The following is a 16,419-nucleotide window of genomic DNA, read 5'->3' as shown; positions in this document are numbered from 1 at the left end:
ATCTGGGCCACCCCCTCCTATTCATCCGTCTCAGATGAGGATGAGCTCTCGGACGTCCTTGCGGTTCTCATCTACGGTCTGGACCTTCCGGCCCTCGCCGACCTCATCACTGATGTACTTGGCAATCGCGATTGCTCGCCGGACCGCCTCGGTGTACGAGAGGTGCTTGCTGGCAGCGAACTGCTTGAGCGCTTCGGCAGTCTCGGGGTTCATGTTGACGCTGAGGCGGACGAGTTCTTGCTGCGTAGTTGCACGCCGCTCACTGGTCGCATCGTGGTCGCTCACGGGATCTCCTATCGGGGTTTTACGCGAATAGCGCTCCCATCCGAGGATGAAAGCACGAGACGCCCGAGTCGAAAGAGTCGGGCGCGACGAAACGACGCGAGGGGCGGGCGCTTCGTTTGAGAGAGGTTGGCGCTGGGTTGGAAGGCCAGGCCGGTTTCTCGTCCGCGTTGAGCTGCTGGGTCGGTTACAGCTCTGTGATGTGCTTCACAAACAACAAGTTATCACGATTTACAGCATGGGGTACACATTTTATGTACACGTGCGACACACCCCCTGGTAGTCTATGAGTCACCTGAACTGCCGCCCACCCGAAGGGCTCCCCCAAAAGCTTGAACCTGAGGACCGAACTATGAGCGATGACGAGAGCGAAGACGAGCTCATCCCCCATCACCTGATCGAGGAACTGATCAACTGGATGATGAGCGCGGGATACTCGCAGATTCATCTGGTTGCTAGGGCGATGCCCGATGCCCGTGAACATGAGCCGGTCCGCGATGAGTCGCGTCACCTGTTCAACTGTGACGAGGAGCCCGACGCTACCGGGCTCCTCGACATTTTTGCGGTGTCGGGCGGCGATGGTGAAGCCCGGATCAATGGCCCCACCGAGATCCCCCACCACGTTCTTCGCCCGCTTATCCAGGCCCTCGACGAGGCTTCCGTTTCCGAGCTAGTCATCGCTGCAAGTGACGCCTCGCCATCGCCGGTTCTGACGAAGTCACGCATCGGGGATATCGAAGAGCATGCGGTCCCGAGCGCAGGCCTCTGGCCCATCATCGCCTGCCAGGTTCTCGAAGACGACTGATCACGACCATGAGCGAGTTCGAAGAAGCCGATAACCCCACCATCGTCCCTCAGACGACGATGGTGGTCAGAGGCAAGAAGAAGCGCTGGCAGCACGAGGCGGACACGCGCCGAAGCCTGGCGTGGGGCATCGTCGGTTCGACCGTCGTCCTCTACGCCTACCTCGTGTACGCCGTAGTGGTGGGCTGGATCGATCAGGAGCGATTCACCGCCATAGTCGCCGCCCTGTCGCCGCTGCAGTCCCTCGCCGCAGCAACTGTGGGGTTCTTCTTCGCAAAGAAGCGATAGGAACGCCGTTGCGCACTTCGGAGACAGGTACCTGTGGATAAGTGAGGTGAACCTCGTCTAAATATGGGCACCGTAGGCCCTTCGTGGCGTCTTGTGGGCATTCGAGTGACCTGACTAGTGGTAGGGGGTGCTGAGTGACGCGAAGTTGAACCCTGATGAGGCCGCACAGCGCGCACGCGAGCTGATCGAAGCAGATGTGGTCGGTCCCCCTCATTGCTCAAACGGTCAATTGGTGGTGCATCCGTCCGCCACCTCTTCGATGTTCACGTCTGACGTGATTCGCCAGTTGAGGGTCTGACCACCGTCGCCCGGGTACGTCCAATAGTGGAAGCTGGCATAGGCCTGGTGAATTCGGCCCCGAGACGTGTAGTACGTCAGGGTGCCCGGAGAGCTGAGGGTCGCTCTGACGTAGACGTGGCGCCCTGCCGGACAGGTCTGGGTACCTGAAGCGCTAAGCACTGCACGGGCCGCGACATCACCTGTCACCTCGACGTTGGTCGAGGCCGTCGCAGGTGCACCAATCGCGATGCCACCCACCGCTAGTGAGACAGCCGCGAGCACCGCCCCGAAGCCGGCGCGCTTTGTTTTGGGCATTGGACTCCCGTCCTATTCCATGTGATTTGCCCTCACCCTAGGCGCCACACAAAGGTTTCTCTGTAGGCCTTCTGGGGGACATTTTAACGGTCGAACGGAGGGCCACCTATCCAGCTGACGTCGTCCTTCGCGGCGTTCGCTACTGCCCAAGCTGGGCGTCAACGCCGGCAAGCTCGTCCAGAATCCTCCGCCGTTCGGCCGGCGTGAAGCGTCGAACCTGCATAGACAGAACGGCCTCAGCCACCAGCGGGCTGAAATCAAACGCCCTCGCCACAGCCAGCTGAAGTTCAGTCGGATCATCTGAAGCGACTGAGCAGAGTTCTATGAGCTTCTCCGGGCGGTCGAGCACAGCGATGTAGCCCGCCAAAATCTCGCGCCGTGTGCGGAGGTTCAGTCGATCGTCGGTCACGCCGACAGCATATCGACGCACCGGGAAACGCTCGGAGAGCCTGCTAGCGCTCGTACCCGTGGTCCTGCGGTCCCGCGCGTAGTCGTTGCGAGCGCTCCTGGGTTGAAGGCGGTTGTGTCCGGCGCTGCGCGTGGGTGGGAAAGCTGGCTCGGACGAGCCAGGTTGACCTGCCCCACGGATTTGGTGCCAGTCGGGGTTGCGAGTGTCTCGTATTCGATCGGGGTGCGGTAGCCAAGCGCGGAGTGTCGGCGCTGACGGTTGTGGAAGATCTCGATGTACTCGAAGATCGCGTTCGCGAGTTCGACTCGGGTCTTCCACTTCTTCCGGTTCAACAGTTCGATCTGCATCGATGACCAGAAGCTTTCCATCATCGCGTTGTCCAGCCCGTCGCCGACGGATCCGAACGAGGGCAGGAGCCCGGCGGAGCGGATCTTCTCCCCGAACAGCCAGGAGGTGAATTGCGTTCCGTGGTCGGCGTGGACGATTCCGCCCGGTGCGGGGCGGCGATTGCGGATGGCCATGTCGAGAGCGTTGATGACGAGCGTGGTGTCCTGCTTGGAGTCGATCGACCAGCCGATGATGCGGCGACTGTAGGCGTCCAGGACGGCGGCGCAGTAGACCTAGCCCTCCCGCGTGCGGTGTTGCGTGATGTCCGTGACCCAGAGCTCGTTCGGCCGGGGTCGGGAGAACTTCCGGTTCACGAGGTCGTCCGAGGTGACAACGCCGCGCAGGCGTTTGGCGCGTGCCGGCCCGGGAAGCCCGTAGATCCCGACCTCGTGCATCAGCTTGAACACGGTCTTGTCGCTGACGGTGACACCCATCGCCATGGTCAGCTCCGCGTGGACGCGGCGGTAGCCGTAGGTGCCGCGCGAGGTGACGTGCACTTCCCGGATCAGCCCGGTCAGCCACTGGCGGCGCAGCTCGGACTGGGTCAGGGGCTTCCGTTTCACTCGGTAGTAGTGCTGCCTGGCAACCCCGAGGACGCGGCAGCAACGGTCGATCGGGATCCCGGCGTCGGCGAGACGGTCGATCACCGGGAAGAGCCTTTTGGGCGGGGGCGCTCCTCGTCGAGGAACTTCGCTGCCTGTCGGACGATCAGCAGCTCTGTCTCGAGCTCGCGGATGCGGCGCTTCGCGGCGCGCAGCTCCGCCGATTCCGAGGACGGGACCCCAGGCCGGCGGCCTTGGTCGATATCGTCCCGGCGGATCCAGTTCGACAGCGTGACGGGATGGATGCCGAGTTCGACAGCGGTCTGCTTGGCCTGCTTGCCGGCACGCACGAGCGCGACGGCGCGCGCACGGAACTCCGGCGGATAGGGACGGGGCATGAGGACGAGCCTTCCGGATCAGGCCACCAGTTAGCCACCGAAACTGGAACCCTTTCCGTGGGGCAGGTCAGGTGTGGTTTAGGCCGCGAGTGTGAGCGGCTCGGTTAGCTTGGCTTCGAACTCGATGGGCGTCAACCCGCCGAGGGCGTCCTGAGCTCGCTGACGGTGGTACTTCCGCTCGATCCACACGACGATGGCCAGGCGCAGCTCTTGCCGGTTCGTCCATCGCTGCTGGTTGAGAACGTTCGTCTGCAGCAGCGACCAGAACGACTCCATTGCCGCGTTGTCCCCGGCGGCGCCGACTCTGCCCATCGATCCGACCATGTCGTGGCGGCGCAGCTCGCGAGCCATCGCTCGTGAACGAAATTGGCTGCCCCTATCGGCATGCAGGATGCAGCCGGCGACTTCACCGCGGCGGGCGACGGCGTTTCGGACGGCATCGACTGCGAGCTTCGCGGTCATCCGATCCGAGATCGAATACCCGACGATCCGGTTGGAGAACACGTCCTTGATCGCGCAGCAATAGAGCTTGCCCTCGGCAGTCCAATGCTCCGTGATATCCGTGAGCCAGAGTCGGTTGGGCGCATCGGCGCGGAACACCCGCTGCACGTGGTCATCGAACACGGGCGGGCCGGCCTTCTTTCCCTTCCCACGTCGCCGCCGTTGCGCAGACGAGAGAATCCCAGCCTGCGAGCACAGCTTCCACGCCGTCCGCCGGCTCATCCGCCACCCCGCCCGACGGGCTTCGTCGGCCAAGTAGCGGTAGCCGAACGTCGGGTCCTCGTGATGGGCATCATGCAGCGCGTTGATCCGATACGCCCGGAGCACGTCCGCGTCACGGATCGGGTCGTTGCGCCAGCGATAGTAAGGCTGGCGGGCGAGCTTCAGGACCCGGCACGACACCGTCACGGGAATCCCCGCATCGGCGAGCTCAGCAACGAGCGGGTACGTCATTTTGGGGAGCCACCGAGTTTCGGATTCGCCTGCGACAGATACGCCGCCGCACGGCGGAGGACCTCGTTTTCCTGATCGAGCAGTCGGATCCGCTTCTTCAACTCGCGAGCCTCGGCGGCGTCCGCGGCGGTCTGACCGGGACGGTTGCCGTCCTCGACATCGGCCTGGCGAAGCCAGTTTTGCAACGTCGCTTCGCTGATCCCGAAGTCGGTGGCGATCTGTTTGATGGTGACGCCGCTCTCACGACGCCGGGCGACCGCGACAACGTCCTCACGGAACTCTCTGGGATAAGGACCGGGCATGATGACATCCTCCCCGCCAGCGCCTCCCGGAACTAACGATCAGTTGTCACCGGTTCGTTCCTCACGCCCCGTAGATGTTTCAGTTTCTTCTGTGCTGGGGCTGTGTCAGGTGCTGGACCGGGTGTAGGCAGCGGCGCGCACCACATCTTCGTCCTCCAGTCCAGCTCCTAGAGCTCCGCCCACGGTGGCCAGGCTGGCGGTGAGCCAGCTGATCTTCGCGTAGTCCAAAGCGTTCACTGGGTGACCGGCGACACCGGCCAGTACCTGCTCGTCGATGAGCAGCAGCGCGACGACCCAGGACAGGATGAATAAGACGAGGTAGAACACCACAACCCCGATGGCCACGGTCGCGGTGGTGGCCAAATTGAACAGGATCACCTGCTCACGTTGGGCTCGCCGCCGTGGGCGCTCCCACAAGTCGGCTCCCAGGATCAGGGTGGCACTCACCGCCCCGATCGCCATCACCGCCAGGAGGACCAGGCGCACCGGCCCGTAGGCCATGGCCAGTACCCATAGGTCCGAGGCCACCAATGTCAGCATGCCGGTGGCCGCTGCCACGACCAGCGCCCGGGAGAGCCGGGCCACGAAGGCCCAAGGCTGGTTGGCGCGGATCATGCCCAGCAGCAACCGCACGTTGCCGCTCAGCACTCGGGCCGTGAACTGCACGACGTTGTCGTCCGGGCGTTCGTCGAGATCGGTGGACAGCTGGTGGGCTCTTCGAGCAAGATCCCGCTGGGCGTTGAGGTCTTCGGCGTCGTAGCCCAGGAGCTGCCCGACCACGTGCACGGTGGTCTCTTGCACCTTCTGCCGCACGTGCACGGGTCCCAGGGTTGGGACGGAGACCAGCCCTACCCCGTGCACGGGGCTGAGCTGGGTGAGCACCGGACGTCGGCCGGTCTTCAGGGGGATCTCGGTGAGCACCACGGCCAAATCCCAGTTCTCCTCCAGCACGCGGTTTCGGGCCGCCTCCAGCAGGTCCAAGGTCTCGGTGGGTGGATCGACCAGCCGGTCTTCGGCCATCTTCAGTTGCCAGCGCACTCCCGGATACCGCTGCACCAAAATCTTGCGCACCGAGGTGGTGACCTCGGGGCCGAGCACCGCACTCAGGGATGGTGAGACCACCAGGCCGATGAGCAGCTCGGCATCGGAAAGGGGCTCGGCAGGATCGGCGGTGGATCGGCAACGCTCAGCAGTCACCCCTCCATGGTGAGGCAACCACGGGTCGGATTGCCACTGGCTCGATGGAGCCCCCAAGGTTTCGCGCAGCAGGGTGTTCATGGCGGGGTCCGGGGTAGCGGCGGTCGATGTCGAGGGCGGTGTCGGGCACGCACCAGGCGAGCTGTTCGTCCCAGGCGAGGGAGAGTTCGAGGGCGGCTTCCTCGAACGATTCGGCCCATCGACCGATGATGCGGCCGCTGGTGGTCTGGGCCGTCCACCAGGCGCGGCCGGGGGTGGAGGGGCCGTGACGGTCGTAGGTGGGGACTCCGAGGGCGGTGAGTTCGGCGTCGAGGGCTTCCCATTCGCGGCGGACGCTTTCGTTGGTGGTGCGCTCGACGTACCCGACGCGGGCGCGGATGCGCAGGGCGCAGGTGAAGAGGGTCGCGAGGTCGGTGCTCACTGGGCCGCTCCCGCCAGGTGGGTGGTGTATCCGGCGGCGGTGTAGCTGTTGGCGCACCAGACGCACACGGGGTACCGGTCGTCGTCGATCGGGTCTTCTACCTCGCGCGTCGCGATGGCTCCACAGTCGATGCAACTGAAGTCCATTGCCTCTCCCCTCCGTTTTCCCGGCGTCGGGCCGGACACGTAGTGCCGGTGTCAGCGGAGTCGGCGCAGTGCCTGGAGGGAGCGGTTGCTAAGCGGAGCCCGGAGCGCAGCGGAGGGCGGAGTCTGCAAATAGCGACCGGAGGGAACGGAGCCGGCGGAGCTGACTTAGGCTCGGAGTTTCCGGCTCGACCCTGGGATGAAAGAACAGTGCGCGCGGAGCGTGCGCGTCGAGCGGCCCGTCAGGGCTGCTCTGGTGGGTTCGTCAGGACAGCCCGGGGCCTTCTCGACGAAGAGCTACAACCTCAGCGGGCTGGCCCCTTTCGGCGGCGCCGGATGGGTCTCCGGACTCAAGAGCTTCAGCCAGGAGGGGAAAGTCACCTTCGTCAAGGTGACGACAGGAGTCGCCTATGGAGTTGCCGGGTGGGTGTGCTACTCCGGTAATCCCTCAGCGTCCCGATGACGTCCATGCAAGCAGCAGCATCGACGCTGCGATCGAGCTCGCCCGCAGCGAGCGAGAGAGAGTGGACGATGAGGCTCTGATGTCGCGGGAGATGGCCGTGGGCGAGGCCTCCTGGCCCAGTTGGGAGATCGAGATCCATGACCTCGTCTATCTGTGGGTCAGCATGCCCGATCATGACGTCTACGCGACCGGTGACCGCGCGTTCGTTTCGTCGCAGATCGAGATCATTGTGCCAGCCTGACAACCTGGACGCGAAGAGCCCCCTGCGCCATCAGGACGCGGGGGGCTCCTTGCCCGCCCCCGGCGCCGGATGCGCTGTCGCTGCAGGCGGTGGGGCTGTAGGTGTACTGACCCGGATCGATCCGCTGTCGACTATTCGTTCCCGGAGGACACTGAGCGTCGCGAGCTTCTCCTCATCACTGGCGGAGGTGAAAGCTGCCAGCCGTTCAGGCGTGACATCGATATAGAGGTGAATGAACGGTCTTGCACCCTCGAGAACGGCCTCGTTCCTGTGCACGCGCGCTCGTCGTGCCGCCCCCGAAGCTATCAACCTGATATCACCGCCCCAGGCCGCGGCTGCGTTCCTGACTTACCGCTCGGCTTTTCCGAGCATTCGAGGTCGATGTTGGTTTCGCTGCGACCGCCTCGCGCGGGCTCCGGGCGTTGCCGGTGTCTGCGAGCACCCGGCCGCGTACCTCCGCGGCCGATGCGGTTCCCTCGAGCGAACGCGCGAACTCGGCGCGGCGCTCTGCGCTGTCGTAGAAGCCTGCGGCCTGCGATCGTTCGGCTGCAGCCTCCCGCTCTTGACTGGTCGACTCGGACGCGGCGGCCGGGTCATCGGTCTCGTAGGCGCGTTCGGCGGTTGCGTCCGCGTCGCGGTCACGCGCCTCGGCAGATATGAGAAGGATCTGACTGGCGGTGAGTTCTTCACCGGATCGGCGCTGCTCCTCGCGCGCCTGCGCGCGGTCGGCTTCGGCTCGACGGAGCGCGTCTGCCACCGCTGTGGGGTCGGAGCCGGCGGCGTCGACGTCGATGCCGTACCGGTCCTGCACTTCGCGGCGGATGGTCTCGTTCGCGCGGGCCGCGACGTCGTCGTGGTCCCGCCACGCGACGGCGGCTTCTCGCGCGTCGGCAATGTCGCGAACGTCCGCACGGTCCCACCAGGACGGCTGGTCGACGACGGCGAGCTGTCCGCGCACGGCCGCGCGTTCGGCGTCGAGCCTGCTCTGCAGCTCTAGTGCTTCCTGGGTGGCTGCGGCTTCCCGCTGGCGGTTCCATTCCTCGCGGAGCCGGGCGAACCGCTCCCCGAACTGGGAGGCGACCGTGAGCGCGATGCGCAGGGAGTTGTCGAACGTCTCGCCTACGCCGTCTGTGTCATCGACCATGATCGTGGTCTCCTTCTCTTCCGTTGTGGCCGCCCTGCTGACGTGACGTGTCGGACGTGGTTCGGGGCCGGGGGGTGAGTGTGTTCGGCAGCGGTGACCGGGTGCCGGGCGCGGCGAGTCCGCGCTGAGCGCGACGTACCGCTTCTTCCTCTGGGGAGAGCGTCGCCGTGGTCGCGGGCGCCGCGGCTGTGCGTGCGTCGGCGGGCATCCGCTCACCGATCGCTTCGAGAGTGCGTCGCAGGGACTCGCTCATCTGTTCTGCGCGGCGGGCATCGCCCGCCGCCTTGTGTGCGTCGATCAGCGCGACCGACAGACGGCCGAGTTGACGGAACAAGATGGCTTCGGCGGCGGGGCCTTCGCCGCCGACTGCGGCTTGCATCAGCACCATTGCGGCGCCCGACGCTGAGCCCATACGGACGGGCTTCGGCTTGGACTGGTGGGCGCGGATGTGAGCGCTGCGCGACAGCTCTCGGGCCGTCTCAGCGAGCGGCCCCGGCGTTGCCTCAACGCGCTGCGACCACGCGGCGAATGCGCCGGCGGTCTCTCGCGCGACATGCGCCCACGTGGCTCGGTCCGTCGCCGGTACCTCCCGCAGCTGCGCCCTGAGCTCGCGCAACTCCCGCCCGTACTGTTCCCACAGCTTCGGGTCGGGAGCGTGCTCTTCGCGGCCAGGAGCGACCGGACGGTACTGCCACGGGTTCTTGCTCGTGGCTCGCCACTCGTCCACCGCGCCCTGCGCCGTCTGAGGGCTGTCCGGCCAGCCCTCCCGCAGGCGCGGGAGGGTGAGGTCGCGGGCAAGTCGCCCTCCACCGAACCAGACCGGCCGCTCGTTATCGGCGGGTCGCAAAGCGACGGAGTAGCCGGCAACGACGTCGTCGCGGCCAGCTGCGAACCGCGGCCGGATGAGGACACCGGCACATCGCATTCGACGCACGAACTCGCCTTCGTCGACGGATGCCGTCGCTGCGGCCCTGACGGTCCGCTCGAGCCGGTGGGCGTCGACCTCGACCGCACCGGTGCGTGCCGCCCGCTCGGTTTCGGCGGGCTTCACGCCACGCTCTCCCATGCCCCGCTCGCGAGAGTCGACGGGCATCAGACCGTGCTCGACCTCGAGCGTCCGACACAACTCCTGAGCGCGCCTGTAGTCGTTGTGCGTCGTCGCTTTCGTGCCGTCCTCACGCACAAGTGAAACGGCGATGTGAACGTGGTCGTTGCCGTTCTTGGAGAGACCGTGACGAACCGCAACCCACCGGCACGGAGCCTTCCCGGATGCCTCCGTGAAGCCCATGCGGTCCACGAACTGCTGCGCGATCGTGCCCCACTGCTCGTCGCTGAGCTGACCTTCTTCGGCACGCAGCGACAGTGAGCAGTGCCACACATCTGCGGCCACGCGCTCGCTATGCAGCTCGCCCGTCTCCGGGTCAGCGACGCGCACCTGACGGGTCACTTCGACGCCGTAAGCGACGCGCGGTGTGTCGAGCGCGACACCAATCTCGCGCGCCGCAGCGGCGTCGAGAACGGCGTACCCGTGACGGGCCATGATCGCGTGATCACCCGCGACAAGGTGCTGCTCCGTGTGCTCGTTGGCGCGTCCCTCGCCCGCGAGGTAGGTCATCAGACCAACGATGCGAGATCCGCGAGTGATGTTCGGAATCATGCGCCCGCAAGCTTCCGAATGGTGTCGTCGATCCGGGCGCTGAGCGACCGGTACTCCGCTACGACGCGCTCCGCCTCGGCAGGGAAAACGCCCTCGGTGTTGGCGTACCGGGCGAGCTGGTTCACGTTATTCGCGACCGTGCCCATCGTCCGCGACAACGCGAACAACTCCGCGATCAGCTGCTTCTGGTCCGTGCTGGTCTGAACGTTCGCGTTCATGCCCGCCTCGACCAGAAAGCGCGGAACGGTGACGCCCGCGACGACGGCGCGAGCGCGCAGCTTCGCATCCTCGTCCGCGTTGGTCTTGACCACATAGCGACCCGCGTCACGCGGCGTCGCAGAGTTCGCACGACGCTGCCGGCCGAACAGCTTCCGCTCGTTCTGCTCCGGCATGATCACGTCCTCTCGGCCCAGCGCAGCGAACCCGCCAACCAGCGGGGACCATACGACCAGTATGCCGACCGCGACGCCGGGAGTCCAGAGTTAGGTTACCTAACTCTATAGCTTGCTCTGCGAGCGGTCCCGCCCAGCGCAGAACGTGGTCGAACGCGGATGATCCCGCTAGAGGGCAACCTGCCCGTGGATCTGCTCTTGATCCGCTCGTTAGAGTCGGTCCCATGAGCGACGCGAACTTGAACCCAGATGAAGCCGCACAACGCGCACGCGAGCTGATCGAAGCAGACGTCAACGCGAAGGTTGACGCCGTGCGCGAGCTGGTCGCTGCGGTGAACGAGGCAGATGCCGCGGAGGCGCGCCTGAACGACGCGACAGCCGCCCATGACCGCGCCTGGAAAGCGGCTCTTGCCGCCGGATGGAGCGAGAAGGATCTGCGCGCTACGGGTGCGCGCGCACCCGGTCAGGCCTCGCGCAAACCTCGCTCGAAGCGGCGCACGGTCGTCGCTGACTTCGGTTCTTCTGAGTAGCAGCCTTCGGCCGCAGTACCTCCAAACGGTCCCCTCCGCGCTTTGCGCGACGGGGACCGTTTGCATGGGGCAACTTCGTTGCCTTTCGGCCGTTGGATGGTACGCGCTGTAGTCGCTCCGGCAAGGGCTTTCGCGGCATATCCTCCCTCGCTGCGCTCAGTCCGGTATTCCACGGACCCTTGCCTGCGCTCCCCCACCGCAGTGTTTCGACTTTCGCCGAAAGGCAATGAGGTGTGAAAGGGAGAACTGCGATGAAGAATGAACCGCTCACCGTGTACTCGAACGAGGGGTGTGTGCAGTGCACGGCCACGATGCGCGCACTCGAAGCCGCCGGGATCGAGTTCGAGGTCGTCGACCTGTCGACCGATCCCGAGGCTCTGGCGAGGCTCAAGGCGGCCGGGTTTCTGCAGGCGCCGGTCGTGGAAACGGTCGATCAGTCGTGGTCGGGTTTCCGTCCCGACAAGATCGACGACGTCGCCAAGAAGCGAGCTGCACGATGAGCGCGGGCACGGTCGTCGACACTCCGCTGCTGCTGACGCCGGCGGAGGCTGCGGAGGCGCTGCGAGTCGACGTGTCCGAACTTCGGACGATGCGCGCCACGGGCTCTGGCCCGGACTTTCACGATGTGGGCCGTGGGCTCATTCGGTACGTGCGAGAGAGCGTTGAAGCGTTTGCTGAGCGCGCTGCCGCTTAGAGCTCGTGCCCGCGGTCCTGTGATCCCTCGCGCGCTCGACGCGGGCGGGACTGAGCTGCGGGGCGTTCGGTCCGACTCTGCGCCGGGAGGGGAAAGCTGGCTCGGATGAGTCGGTGCATCTCGTCGCGCTCGTGTGCGTCGATCGGCGTACGCAACGCCCGTTCGACCACGAGCTCGTGTACTCGTCGCTGCACTTCAGCGCCGATGTTGAAGGGGGTGGCACCGCGCAGCTGTCGCGCGACCGAGTCCATGCGGACGTCCTCGGTGATCTGCTCGAGCTGTTTAGCGGGAAGCCTCTGCCGGGCCGAATCTACGATTGCGCGGGCGCGCGCCTCACGGTCCCGTGCGTCGGCCTTCTCGATAGCGCCGGCTGCCAGATACCGGGCGCGGAACTCGACGGCCGCGCGGTGTCCAGGTAGAGCCTCGAAGGACTCAGCCCGAATCCGAATCTGATCGTTGATCCGCCTGTGACGTGAAAAGAACGCGTCAGCGGCGGCCGCGTTCTTGCGACGGTCCGCCGCGTAGGTCTTATGGATCTCCCGCGGCGGGAGTCCGAGCTTTGTCAGCCGGCGGCGCAGCTGCGCCGCTTCGCGGCCTCGCTTTCGTTCGCGCTCGAGGTTCTGCTGGTACCAGCGCCTGAACTGGTCAGGGTCCGCTTCGCGACGGCGCGCAGCGTCGGCGCGCTCTCGTTCGCGAGTCAGCTCCGGGTATCGGTCACGGTGCGCCTGGGAGCGGCGCCGAGCGCCCTCGGCCGCACGCTCGGGATGCCGTTCCTTGTAGCGCGCCTGATACTCGCGCACCTTCTCGGGATGCTCCTGCCGGAACTTGCGCTGACGCGCCCGCTCCTGCTCTCGATGCTCGGCATACCAGCGTCGGCCTTTCTCCCGCCGCGCCTCAGCCGCTCGCTTGCGAGCCCACCGCCGGCGTTCCGAGAGGCGATTAAGTTCGCGGTGTCGCTCGAGGTTGTTGGCGCGCCAGGCTCTTCGCAGCGCGGCAACGTGCTCCTTGTTCGCCTCGCGCCAACGCCGGTCCTGGGCACGCTTACGTGCGGCGGCGTCCTCGGAAGCGTCGTCGGAGCTCAGGAGTTCTCTCCCCCGTCAGGCACCAGTCCGAACACGTACTCGATCAGTGCTTCGCGGTGATTCGTCGGGTCGATGATCGTCCGCGCGACCAGGTCGCGCAGCGCCGCAATGTCGGCGGGCTCGAGCTCGCCGGCATCGGACAGCACGAAGTCGACGTCGTCACCGATCGAGTAGTCCGCATCGTCCGCATGGATCTCCGGGTAGTAGGCCATGGCGAGGACGCCTGTGGACTGGACCACCTGGTCTGCTGCGTCACGGTTCATCATGTGGTCTCACTCTCTTTCGTCGTCGTCTGTTGAAGCTGTTCGCGGTAGTACCGGTCGAGAGCGCGAGCGACGCTAGATGCGCCGACGCCTAGCGTGCGCCCGATCTTCGCGACGCTGTCACCGTTGTCGCGCATCTGCACCGCGGCCGCGGTGCGCTCGTCAGTCATGACCGAGGGCCGGCCTCCGACCCGCCCTTGGCTGCGCGCGTGCTCGAGGCCGCGGCGAGTGTTGTCTCGGATCGTCGAAACCCGCAACTGCGCGAGAACGGCCATGATGCCCACGATCGCCTCCCCCATCGGCGTCGACGTGTCGACGTCGAGGAATGGCTCGGTAAGGCTGCGCAGGCGGATGCCGCGGCGGGCGAGATCCCGGATGAGCTCGATCGCCATGACCTCGCTGCCGGCGACACGGTCGAGAGCGCGAACGACAAGGGTGTCCCCCGGTCGGAGATAGTCGAGGCAAGCGATCCACTGCGGGCGATCGCTCACTCGGCTCGATTCCCCGTGGTCGATGAATACTCGACCGGCGCCGGCTGCACGCAGCTCGGCCTCCTGGGCGGCGGGGTTCTGATCCCTCGTCGAGACGCGGGCATAGCCGACGATATTCACACGCCACTCCCCCCGGTATCCGCCGTCACTCGTCGACGGGCTTCACCGAAAACGGTAGCGCACAGGTTTCGGTGCGTTTGGGTTTCGGTGGGGGTTTTCGGTGGATCCATCCTCGGCGTGTCGGGGTCGTCGGGTGTGGAGTTGCTCGCTTGATGGCGGTGTTCTGTGATCGTTCGGTGGCGCCGGTCAGCTCCCGATGACGAGTACGCTGGCGGCGGCTTCGACGACGTCGTCGGTGATTGTCTCGAGTTCGTTGATCTTGAGGATGCGGTTGATCTGGGGGAACAAGCGCTCGAGGAGGCGGAAGTTTCCGCGGGTGATGCGTTCGATGGCGGCGACGGCTTGGGCGTCGGTGAAGTCGTCTGGGTTGAGGGTGCGTCCGAGGCGTGTCCAGTGTCGGTCGAGGACGAAGAGGAGTTCGTCTCGGCCAAGGGCGCGGTAGCGGTGGGAGAACCCGAGGCGGCTGTAGAGCTGGGGGTAGTGGCGGAAGCGTTGGTCGATGCCGGGCATGCCGATCAAGATGATCGCGAGATGGGTACGGTCGTGTTCGTCGCGAAGCAGCTCGAGCGCGGTGGGCGTGAGGCGCTCGGCTTCGTCGACGATGAGCAGTTCGACCCACCGTGTGGTGTCGGCGGTGTTCACTCCGGTGACTTTCCCGATGGTGCGGAGGTGCTCGTCGATACAGATGCCGACTTTGACACGCCATCTGCTGATGTCTCCCATGAGGTCTCTGGGTCGCGGGAGGACCTCGGGTGTGTAGAACACGGTGCGGGAGCGATGCGCGAGCGCGTAGTGTTTCGCGTCGTCCTCGCTCCTCGGGCCCCACGCGGTGATGAAAGGCTGGAGGGTGTCCCAGTTGGCGTAGCGGCGGGCGGAGTTGGTCTTTCCGACTCCAGCGTCACCGTGGCAGATGCCGATGGTGCGTTCCTTCTTCACCGCGTTCGCGAACTCGGTGAAGCGGCGGTGTTCCTTCGTGACGATGAAGCTCTGGGTCATCACTCCTCCTCGTAGGTGCGGAGTCGTTTCTTGGGCGGGGTCGAGTCCGCGAGGTGGGGTTCTTCGCGGTGGGCGATGGTGGGGATGCGGTCGTTGATGGTGCGGCGGAGTTCGTGGCGGCGGGCGCGGCGGGCGGCTTCGATGTCTCGGAGGCTGAGGCGGGTGTTGGGGTGGGCTTCGTCGACGGCGACGCAGATGAAGGTGCCGTGGTCGTAGACGCGGATCTCGGAGAGGTCGCGGGGGTCGTAGCGGATGGTGACTGCGTGTCCGACGAACGGTGCGAGGGTGGGCGCGAGATAGCGCTGGCCTTGGAAGTGGATGCCGTCTCGTTGCACGGTCCGATGCGTGGGCACGGTGAGCAGCAGGCCGTCGAGCTCGTTGAGGGTGTCGGGCATGCGGGGTATCCAGCCGTCCGCGACCCATGCGTCGCGTGGGGAGATGCCGAGCGCCTGATGGGTGCGCTGGTTGTAGGTCGCGATGAAGGCGCCGATCGCTCGGTCCAGGCCCGGGAGGTCGAGCACGGGCTGCGGGTTGCGGTTCCCGGGGCCGAGGTGGCCGGGGAGGGTTGGGAGGACTTCGGTGTTGATGGTGCCGAAGAATCGCTCGATTTTGCCGCGCCCCTGGGGCCTGCCGACGGTCGAGAAGATGAGCCGTAGGTGCAGCTCGATGGCGGTGCGTTCGAGGTGGTGGCTGGTGAAGTCGGAGCCGTGGTCGACGTGCAGCACATCGGGGATTCCGCACATCGCCCACGCGGGGTCGGTCTTTCGCCAGATCGCCTGCCGCAACGCGAGCGCGGTGTTCAGTGACGAGGGCGCTCCGGTGAAGACCATGTATCCGCAGATCGCGCGGGAGTGATCATCCATGACGGTTGTCAGCCAGGGCCGGTCGGGCTTCCCGTTCGCGCCGATGATGAGGATGTCGAGTTCGGTATGGTCGGCCTGCCAGATCTGGTTCGGCCGTTGTGCGCGACGGCGGAACACCAGCTCGTGACGATCGCGGTAGGACGCGGGACCCTCCAACGCGAGGGTGACGAGTGCGGGGTCGAGGGCCTGCACGATTTCTCGGACGGTCGCGTAGCTCGGCGCCGGCCTACTCTCGCGTAGGCACTCTTCGACGATGAGTCGATGCAGCGTCGCGATTGACGGACGAGGCCGGGTCAGGGCGAGCCGCTCGATGGCGGCGACGGTTGCGGGGTCAGTGCGTCGGCTGCCCTTGTCTCTTCGTGCGGTGTCGTCGAGTCCTGCGAGCCCGTGTTTCTCGTAGAGCTGATGCCAGCGTTGGAGCGTCCGCGTGCCGATGCCGCTCTCGCGGGCGAGGGCCGCGAGGGGGATCTGATCTTCGACGTGAAGTCGGAGGATCCGCCACCGCTCGAGGCCGTCCATGAGCCGCTACATCGCTGCGCTCTCGCGGGCCGCATGGACCTGCTGATGGCGGTAGAGCGTCGCGCGACTCCACCCGACGAGACGAGCGGCGTCCTCGGCGGTGCGGCCGCGCGCTCGCGCATCCGCGGCAATCGCGAGCTTGTCCGCGATCACGACCGGGTCCGACAGAGGCCGGCCAAACCGGGTCCCGTTCGCTCGGGCGGCTGCGATGCCGGCGTTGACCCGTTCGACGATGAGCTCCCG

General features: G+C 66.0%; 20 protein-coding genes and 2 pseudogenes. 6 read left to right on the top strand and 16 right to left on the bottom strand.

What is annotated here, in order from left to right:
* Positions 1–30: 30 nt before the first annotated feature.
* Entirely contained in the window at positions 31–285 is a 255-nt protein-coding gene (locus NH287_RS07725) for a CopG family transcriptional regulator (RefSeq protein ID WP_253035121.1), read from the bottom strand.
* A 349-nt stretch (positions 286–634) separates the two neighbouring features.
* Between NH287_RS07725 and NH287_RS07720 the strand changes: the two genes are divergently transcribed.
* Positions 635–1,087 (top strand): hypothetical protein, encoded by a 453-nt coding sequence (locus NH287_RS07720; protein WP_253035120.1) that lies wholly within the window; start codon positions 635–637, stop codon positions 1,085–1,087.
* Positions 1,088–1,095: 8 nt separating this feature from the next.
* Complete coding sequence (locus tag NH287_RS07715) at positions 1,096–1,374, top strand: hypothetical protein (protein ID WP_253035119.1); 279 nt, start codon at positions 1,096–1,098, stop codon at positions 1,372–1,374.
* 733 nt (positions 1,375–2,107) lie between these two features.
* On the opposite strand, the gene NH287_RS07710 is transcribed toward NH287_RS07715, so the two are convergent.
* From NH287_RS07710 to NH287_RS07685, 6 genes and pseudogenes are all read right to left on the bottom strand, one after another.
* On the bottom strand, positions 2,108–2,377 hold the full coding sequence (locus NH287_RS07710) for a hypothetical protein (protein ID WP_253035118.1): 270 nt from the start codon (positions 2,375–2,377) through the stop codon (positions 2,108–2,110).
* 170 nt (positions 2,378–2,547) lie between these two features.
* Positions 2,548–3,704, bottom strand: a pseudogene (locus tag NH287_RS07705) (IS3 family transposase); the annotation flags it as partial.
* Between the two features lie 78 nt (positions 3,705–3,782).
* Positions 3,783–4,960 (bottom strand): IS3 family transposase gene (locus NH287_RS07700; RefSeq protein ID WP_374209367.1). Its coding sequence is split into 2 segments (ribosomal slippage): positions 3,783–4,691 and positions 4,694–4,960, totalling 1,176 coding nucleotides; the frame shifts between segments, so codons are not numbered across the junction.
* A 105-nt stretch (positions 4,961–5,065) separates the two neighbouring features.
* On the bottom strand, positions 5,066–6,157 hold the full coding sequence (locus NH287_RS07695) for a hypothetical protein (RefSeq protein WP_253035117.1): 1,092 nt from the start codon (positions 6,155–6,157) through the stop codon (positions 5,066–5,068).
* Positions 6,147–6,578, bottom strand: a complete 432-nt coding sequence (locus tag NH287_RS07690; protein WP_253035116.1) for a hypothetical protein — start codon at positions 6,576–6,578, stop codon at positions 6,147–6,149. Before NH287_RS07690 ends, NH287_RS07695 begins: the two co-directional genes overlap by 11 nt.
* Positions 6,575–6,724, bottom strand: coding sequence for a hypothetical protein (locus NH287_RS07685; protein WP_253035115.1), 150 nt, complete (start codon positions 6,722–6,724; stop codon positions 6,575–6,577). The genes NH287_RS07690 and NH287_RS07685 overlap by 4 nt, the downstream gene beginning before the upstream one ends.
* Positions 6,725–7,131: 407 nt before the next feature.
* Between NH287_RS07685 and NH287_RS07680 the strand changes: the two genes are divergently transcribed.
* Positions 7,132–7,425, top strand: a complete 294-nt coding sequence (locus NH287_RS07680) for a hypothetical protein (RefSeq protein WP_253035114.1) — start codon at positions 7,132–7,134, stop codon at positions 7,423–7,425.
* A gap of 316 nt (positions 7,426–7,741) precedes the next feature.
* On the opposite strand, the gene NH287_RS07675 is transcribed toward NH287_RS07680, so the two are convergent.
* Genes NH287_RS07675 through NH287_RS07665 form a run of 3 tightly spaced genes read right to left on the bottom strand, consistent with a single transcriptional unit; the run spans position 7,742 to position 10,618 of the window.
* Positions 7,742–8,569, bottom strand: a complete 828-nt coding sequence (locus NH287_RS07675; RefSeq protein ID WP_253035113.1) for a hypothetical protein — start codon at positions 8,567–8,569, stop codon at positions 7,742–7,744.
* Complete coding sequence (locus tag NH287_RS07670) at positions 8,559–10,184, bottom strand: relaxase/mobilization nuclease domain-containing protein (RefSeq protein WP_253035112.1); 1,626 nt, start codon at positions 10,182–10,184, stop codon at positions 8,559–8,561. Before NH287_RS07670 ends, NH287_RS07675 begins: the two co-directional genes overlap by 11 nt.
* A gap of 38 nt (positions 10,185–10,222) precedes the next feature.
* Positions 10,223–10,618, bottom strand: coding sequence for a MobC family plasmid mobilization relaxosome protein (locus tag NH287_RS07665; RefSeq protein WP_253035154.1), 396 nt, complete (start codon positions 10,616–10,618; stop codon positions 10,223–10,225).
* Positions 10,619–10,842: 224 nt separating this feature from the next.
* On the opposite strand from NH287_RS07665, the gene NH287_RS07660 reads away from it, so the two are divergent.
* From NH287_RS07660 to NH287_RS15440, 3 genes are all read left to right on the top strand, one after another.
* A complete protein-coding gene (locus tag NH287_RS07660) occupies positions 10,843–11,148 on the top strand; it encodes a hypothetical protein (protein WP_253035111.1) in 306 nt (101 codons plus the stop codon).
* A 251-nt stretch (positions 11,149–11,399) separates the two neighbouring features.
* Positions 11,400–11,648 (top strand): glutaredoxin-like protein NrdH, encoded by a 249-nt coding sequence (nrdH, locus tag NH287_RS07655; RefSeq protein ID WP_121061284.1) that lies wholly within the window; start codon positions 11,400–11,402, stop codon positions 11,646–11,648.
* On the top strand, positions 11,645–11,842 hold the full coding sequence (locus NH287_RS15440; RefSeq protein ID WP_121061282.1) for a helix-turn-helix domain-containing protein: 198 nt from the start codon (positions 11,645–11,647) through the stop codon (positions 11,840–11,842). Before nrdH ends, NH287_RS15440 begins: the two co-directional genes overlap by 4 nt.
* On the opposite strand, the gene NH287_RS07650 is transcribed toward NH287_RS15440, so the two are convergent.
* From NH287_RS07650 to NH287_RS07625, 6 genes and pseudogenes are all read right to left on the bottom strand, one after another.
* Positions 11,839–12,642: a hypothetical protein gene (locus tag NH287_RS07650; RefSeq protein WP_253035110.1), complete on the bottom strand. Its 804-nt coding sequence runs from the start codon at positions 12,640–12,642 to the stop codon at positions 11,839–11,841. The genes NH287_RS15440 and NH287_RS07650 overlap by 4 nt on opposite strands.
* 278 nt (positions 12,643–12,920) lie before the next feature.
* On the bottom strand, positions 12,921–13,190 hold the full coding sequence (locus NH287_RS07645) for a hypothetical protein (RefSeq protein WP_253035109.1): 270 nt from the start codon (positions 13,188–13,190) through the stop codon (positions 12,921–12,923).
* Positions 13,187–13,798: a recombinase family protein gene (locus NH287_RS07640; RefSeq protein ID WP_253035108.1), complete on the bottom strand. Its 612-nt coding sequence runs from the start codon at positions 13,796–13,798 to the stop codon at positions 13,187–13,189. The genes NH287_RS07645 and NH287_RS07640 overlap by 4 nt, the downstream gene beginning before the upstream one ends.
* Positions 13,799–13,984: 186 nt before the next feature.
* Complete coding sequence (locus NH287_RS07635; RefSeq protein ID WP_016463902.1) at positions 13,985–14,794, bottom strand: AAA family ATPase; 810 nt, start codon at positions 14,792–14,794, stop codon at positions 13,985–13,987.
* Complete coding sequence (locus NH287_RS07630; protein WP_016463903.1) at positions 14,794–16,176, bottom strand: Mu transposase C-terminal domain-containing protein; 1,383 nt, start codon at positions 16,174–16,176, stop codon at positions 14,794–14,796. Before NH287_RS07630 ends, NH287_RS07635 begins: the two co-directional genes overlap by 1 nt.
* A gap of 6 nt (positions 16,177–16,182) precedes the next feature.
* Positions 16,183–16,419: pseudogene (locus tag NH287_RS07625) on the bottom strand (recombinase family protein); the annotation flags it as partial.

This window comes from Microbacterium sp. CnD16-F (assembly GCF_024124465.1).
GTDB lineage: Bacteria > Actinomycetota > Actinomycetes > Actinomycetales > Microbacteriaceae > Microbacterium > Microbacterium gawkjiense.
Note: the sequence above shows the minus strand (reverse complement) of the source record. Positions and strands in the feature narration are given on the sequence as shown.

Excerpts from the sequence above, each read along its gene's own strand:
- NH287_RS07720 (WP_253035120.1), top strand. The coding sequence starts at position 635 with ATGAGCGATGACGAGAGCGAAGACGAGCTCATCCCCCATCACCTGATC.
- NH287_RS07715 (WP_253035119.1), top strand. The coding sequence starts at position 1,096 with ATGAGCGAGTTCGAAGAAGCCGATAACCCCACCATCGTCCCTCAGACG.
- NH287_RS07685 (WP_253035115.1), bottom strand. The coding sequence starts at position 6,724 with ATGGACTTCAGTTGCATCGACTGTGGAGCCATCGCGACGCGCGAGGTA.
- NH287_RS07680 (WP_253035114.1), top strand. The coding sequence starts at position 7,132 with ATGGAGTTGCCGGGTGGGTGTGCTACTCCGGTAATCCCTCAGCGTCCC.
- NH287_RS07675 (WP_253035113.1), bottom strand. The coding sequence starts at position 8,569 with ATGGTCGATGACACAGACGGCGTAGGCGAGACGTTCGACAACTCCCTG.
- NH287_RS07670 (WP_253035112.1), bottom strand. The coding sequence starts at position 10,184 with ATGACCTACCTCGCGGGCGAGGGACGCGCCAACGAGCACACGGAGCAG.
- NH287_RS07665 (WP_253035154.1), bottom strand. The coding sequence starts at position 10,618 with ATGCCGGAGCAGAACGAGCGGAAGCTGTTCGGCCGGCAGCGTCGTGCG.
- NH287_RS07660 (WP_253035111.1), top strand. The coding sequence starts at position 10,843 with ATGAGCGACGCGAACTTGAACCCAGATGAAGCCGCACAACGCGCACGC.
- nrdH (WP_121061284.1), top strand. The coding sequence starts at position 11,400 with ATGAAGAATGAACCGCTCACCGTGTACTCGAACGAGGGGTGTGTGCAG.
- NH287_RS15440 (WP_121061282.1), top strand. The coding sequence starts at position 11,645 with ATGAGCGCGGGCACGGTCGTCGACACTCCGCTGCTGCTGACGCCGGCG.
- NH287_RS07645 (WP_253035109.1), bottom strand. The coding sequence starts at position 13,190 with ATGATGAACCGTGACGCAGCAGACCAGGTGGTCCAGTCCACAGGCGTC.
- NH287_RS07635 (WP_016463902.1), bottom strand. The coding sequence starts at position 14,794 with ATGACCCAGAGCTTCATCGTCACGAAGGAACACCGCCGCTTCACCGAG.
- NH287_RS07630 (WP_016463903.1), bottom strand. The coding sequence starts at position 16,176 with ATGGACGGCCTCGAGCGGTGGCGGATCCTCCGACTTCACGTCGAAGAT.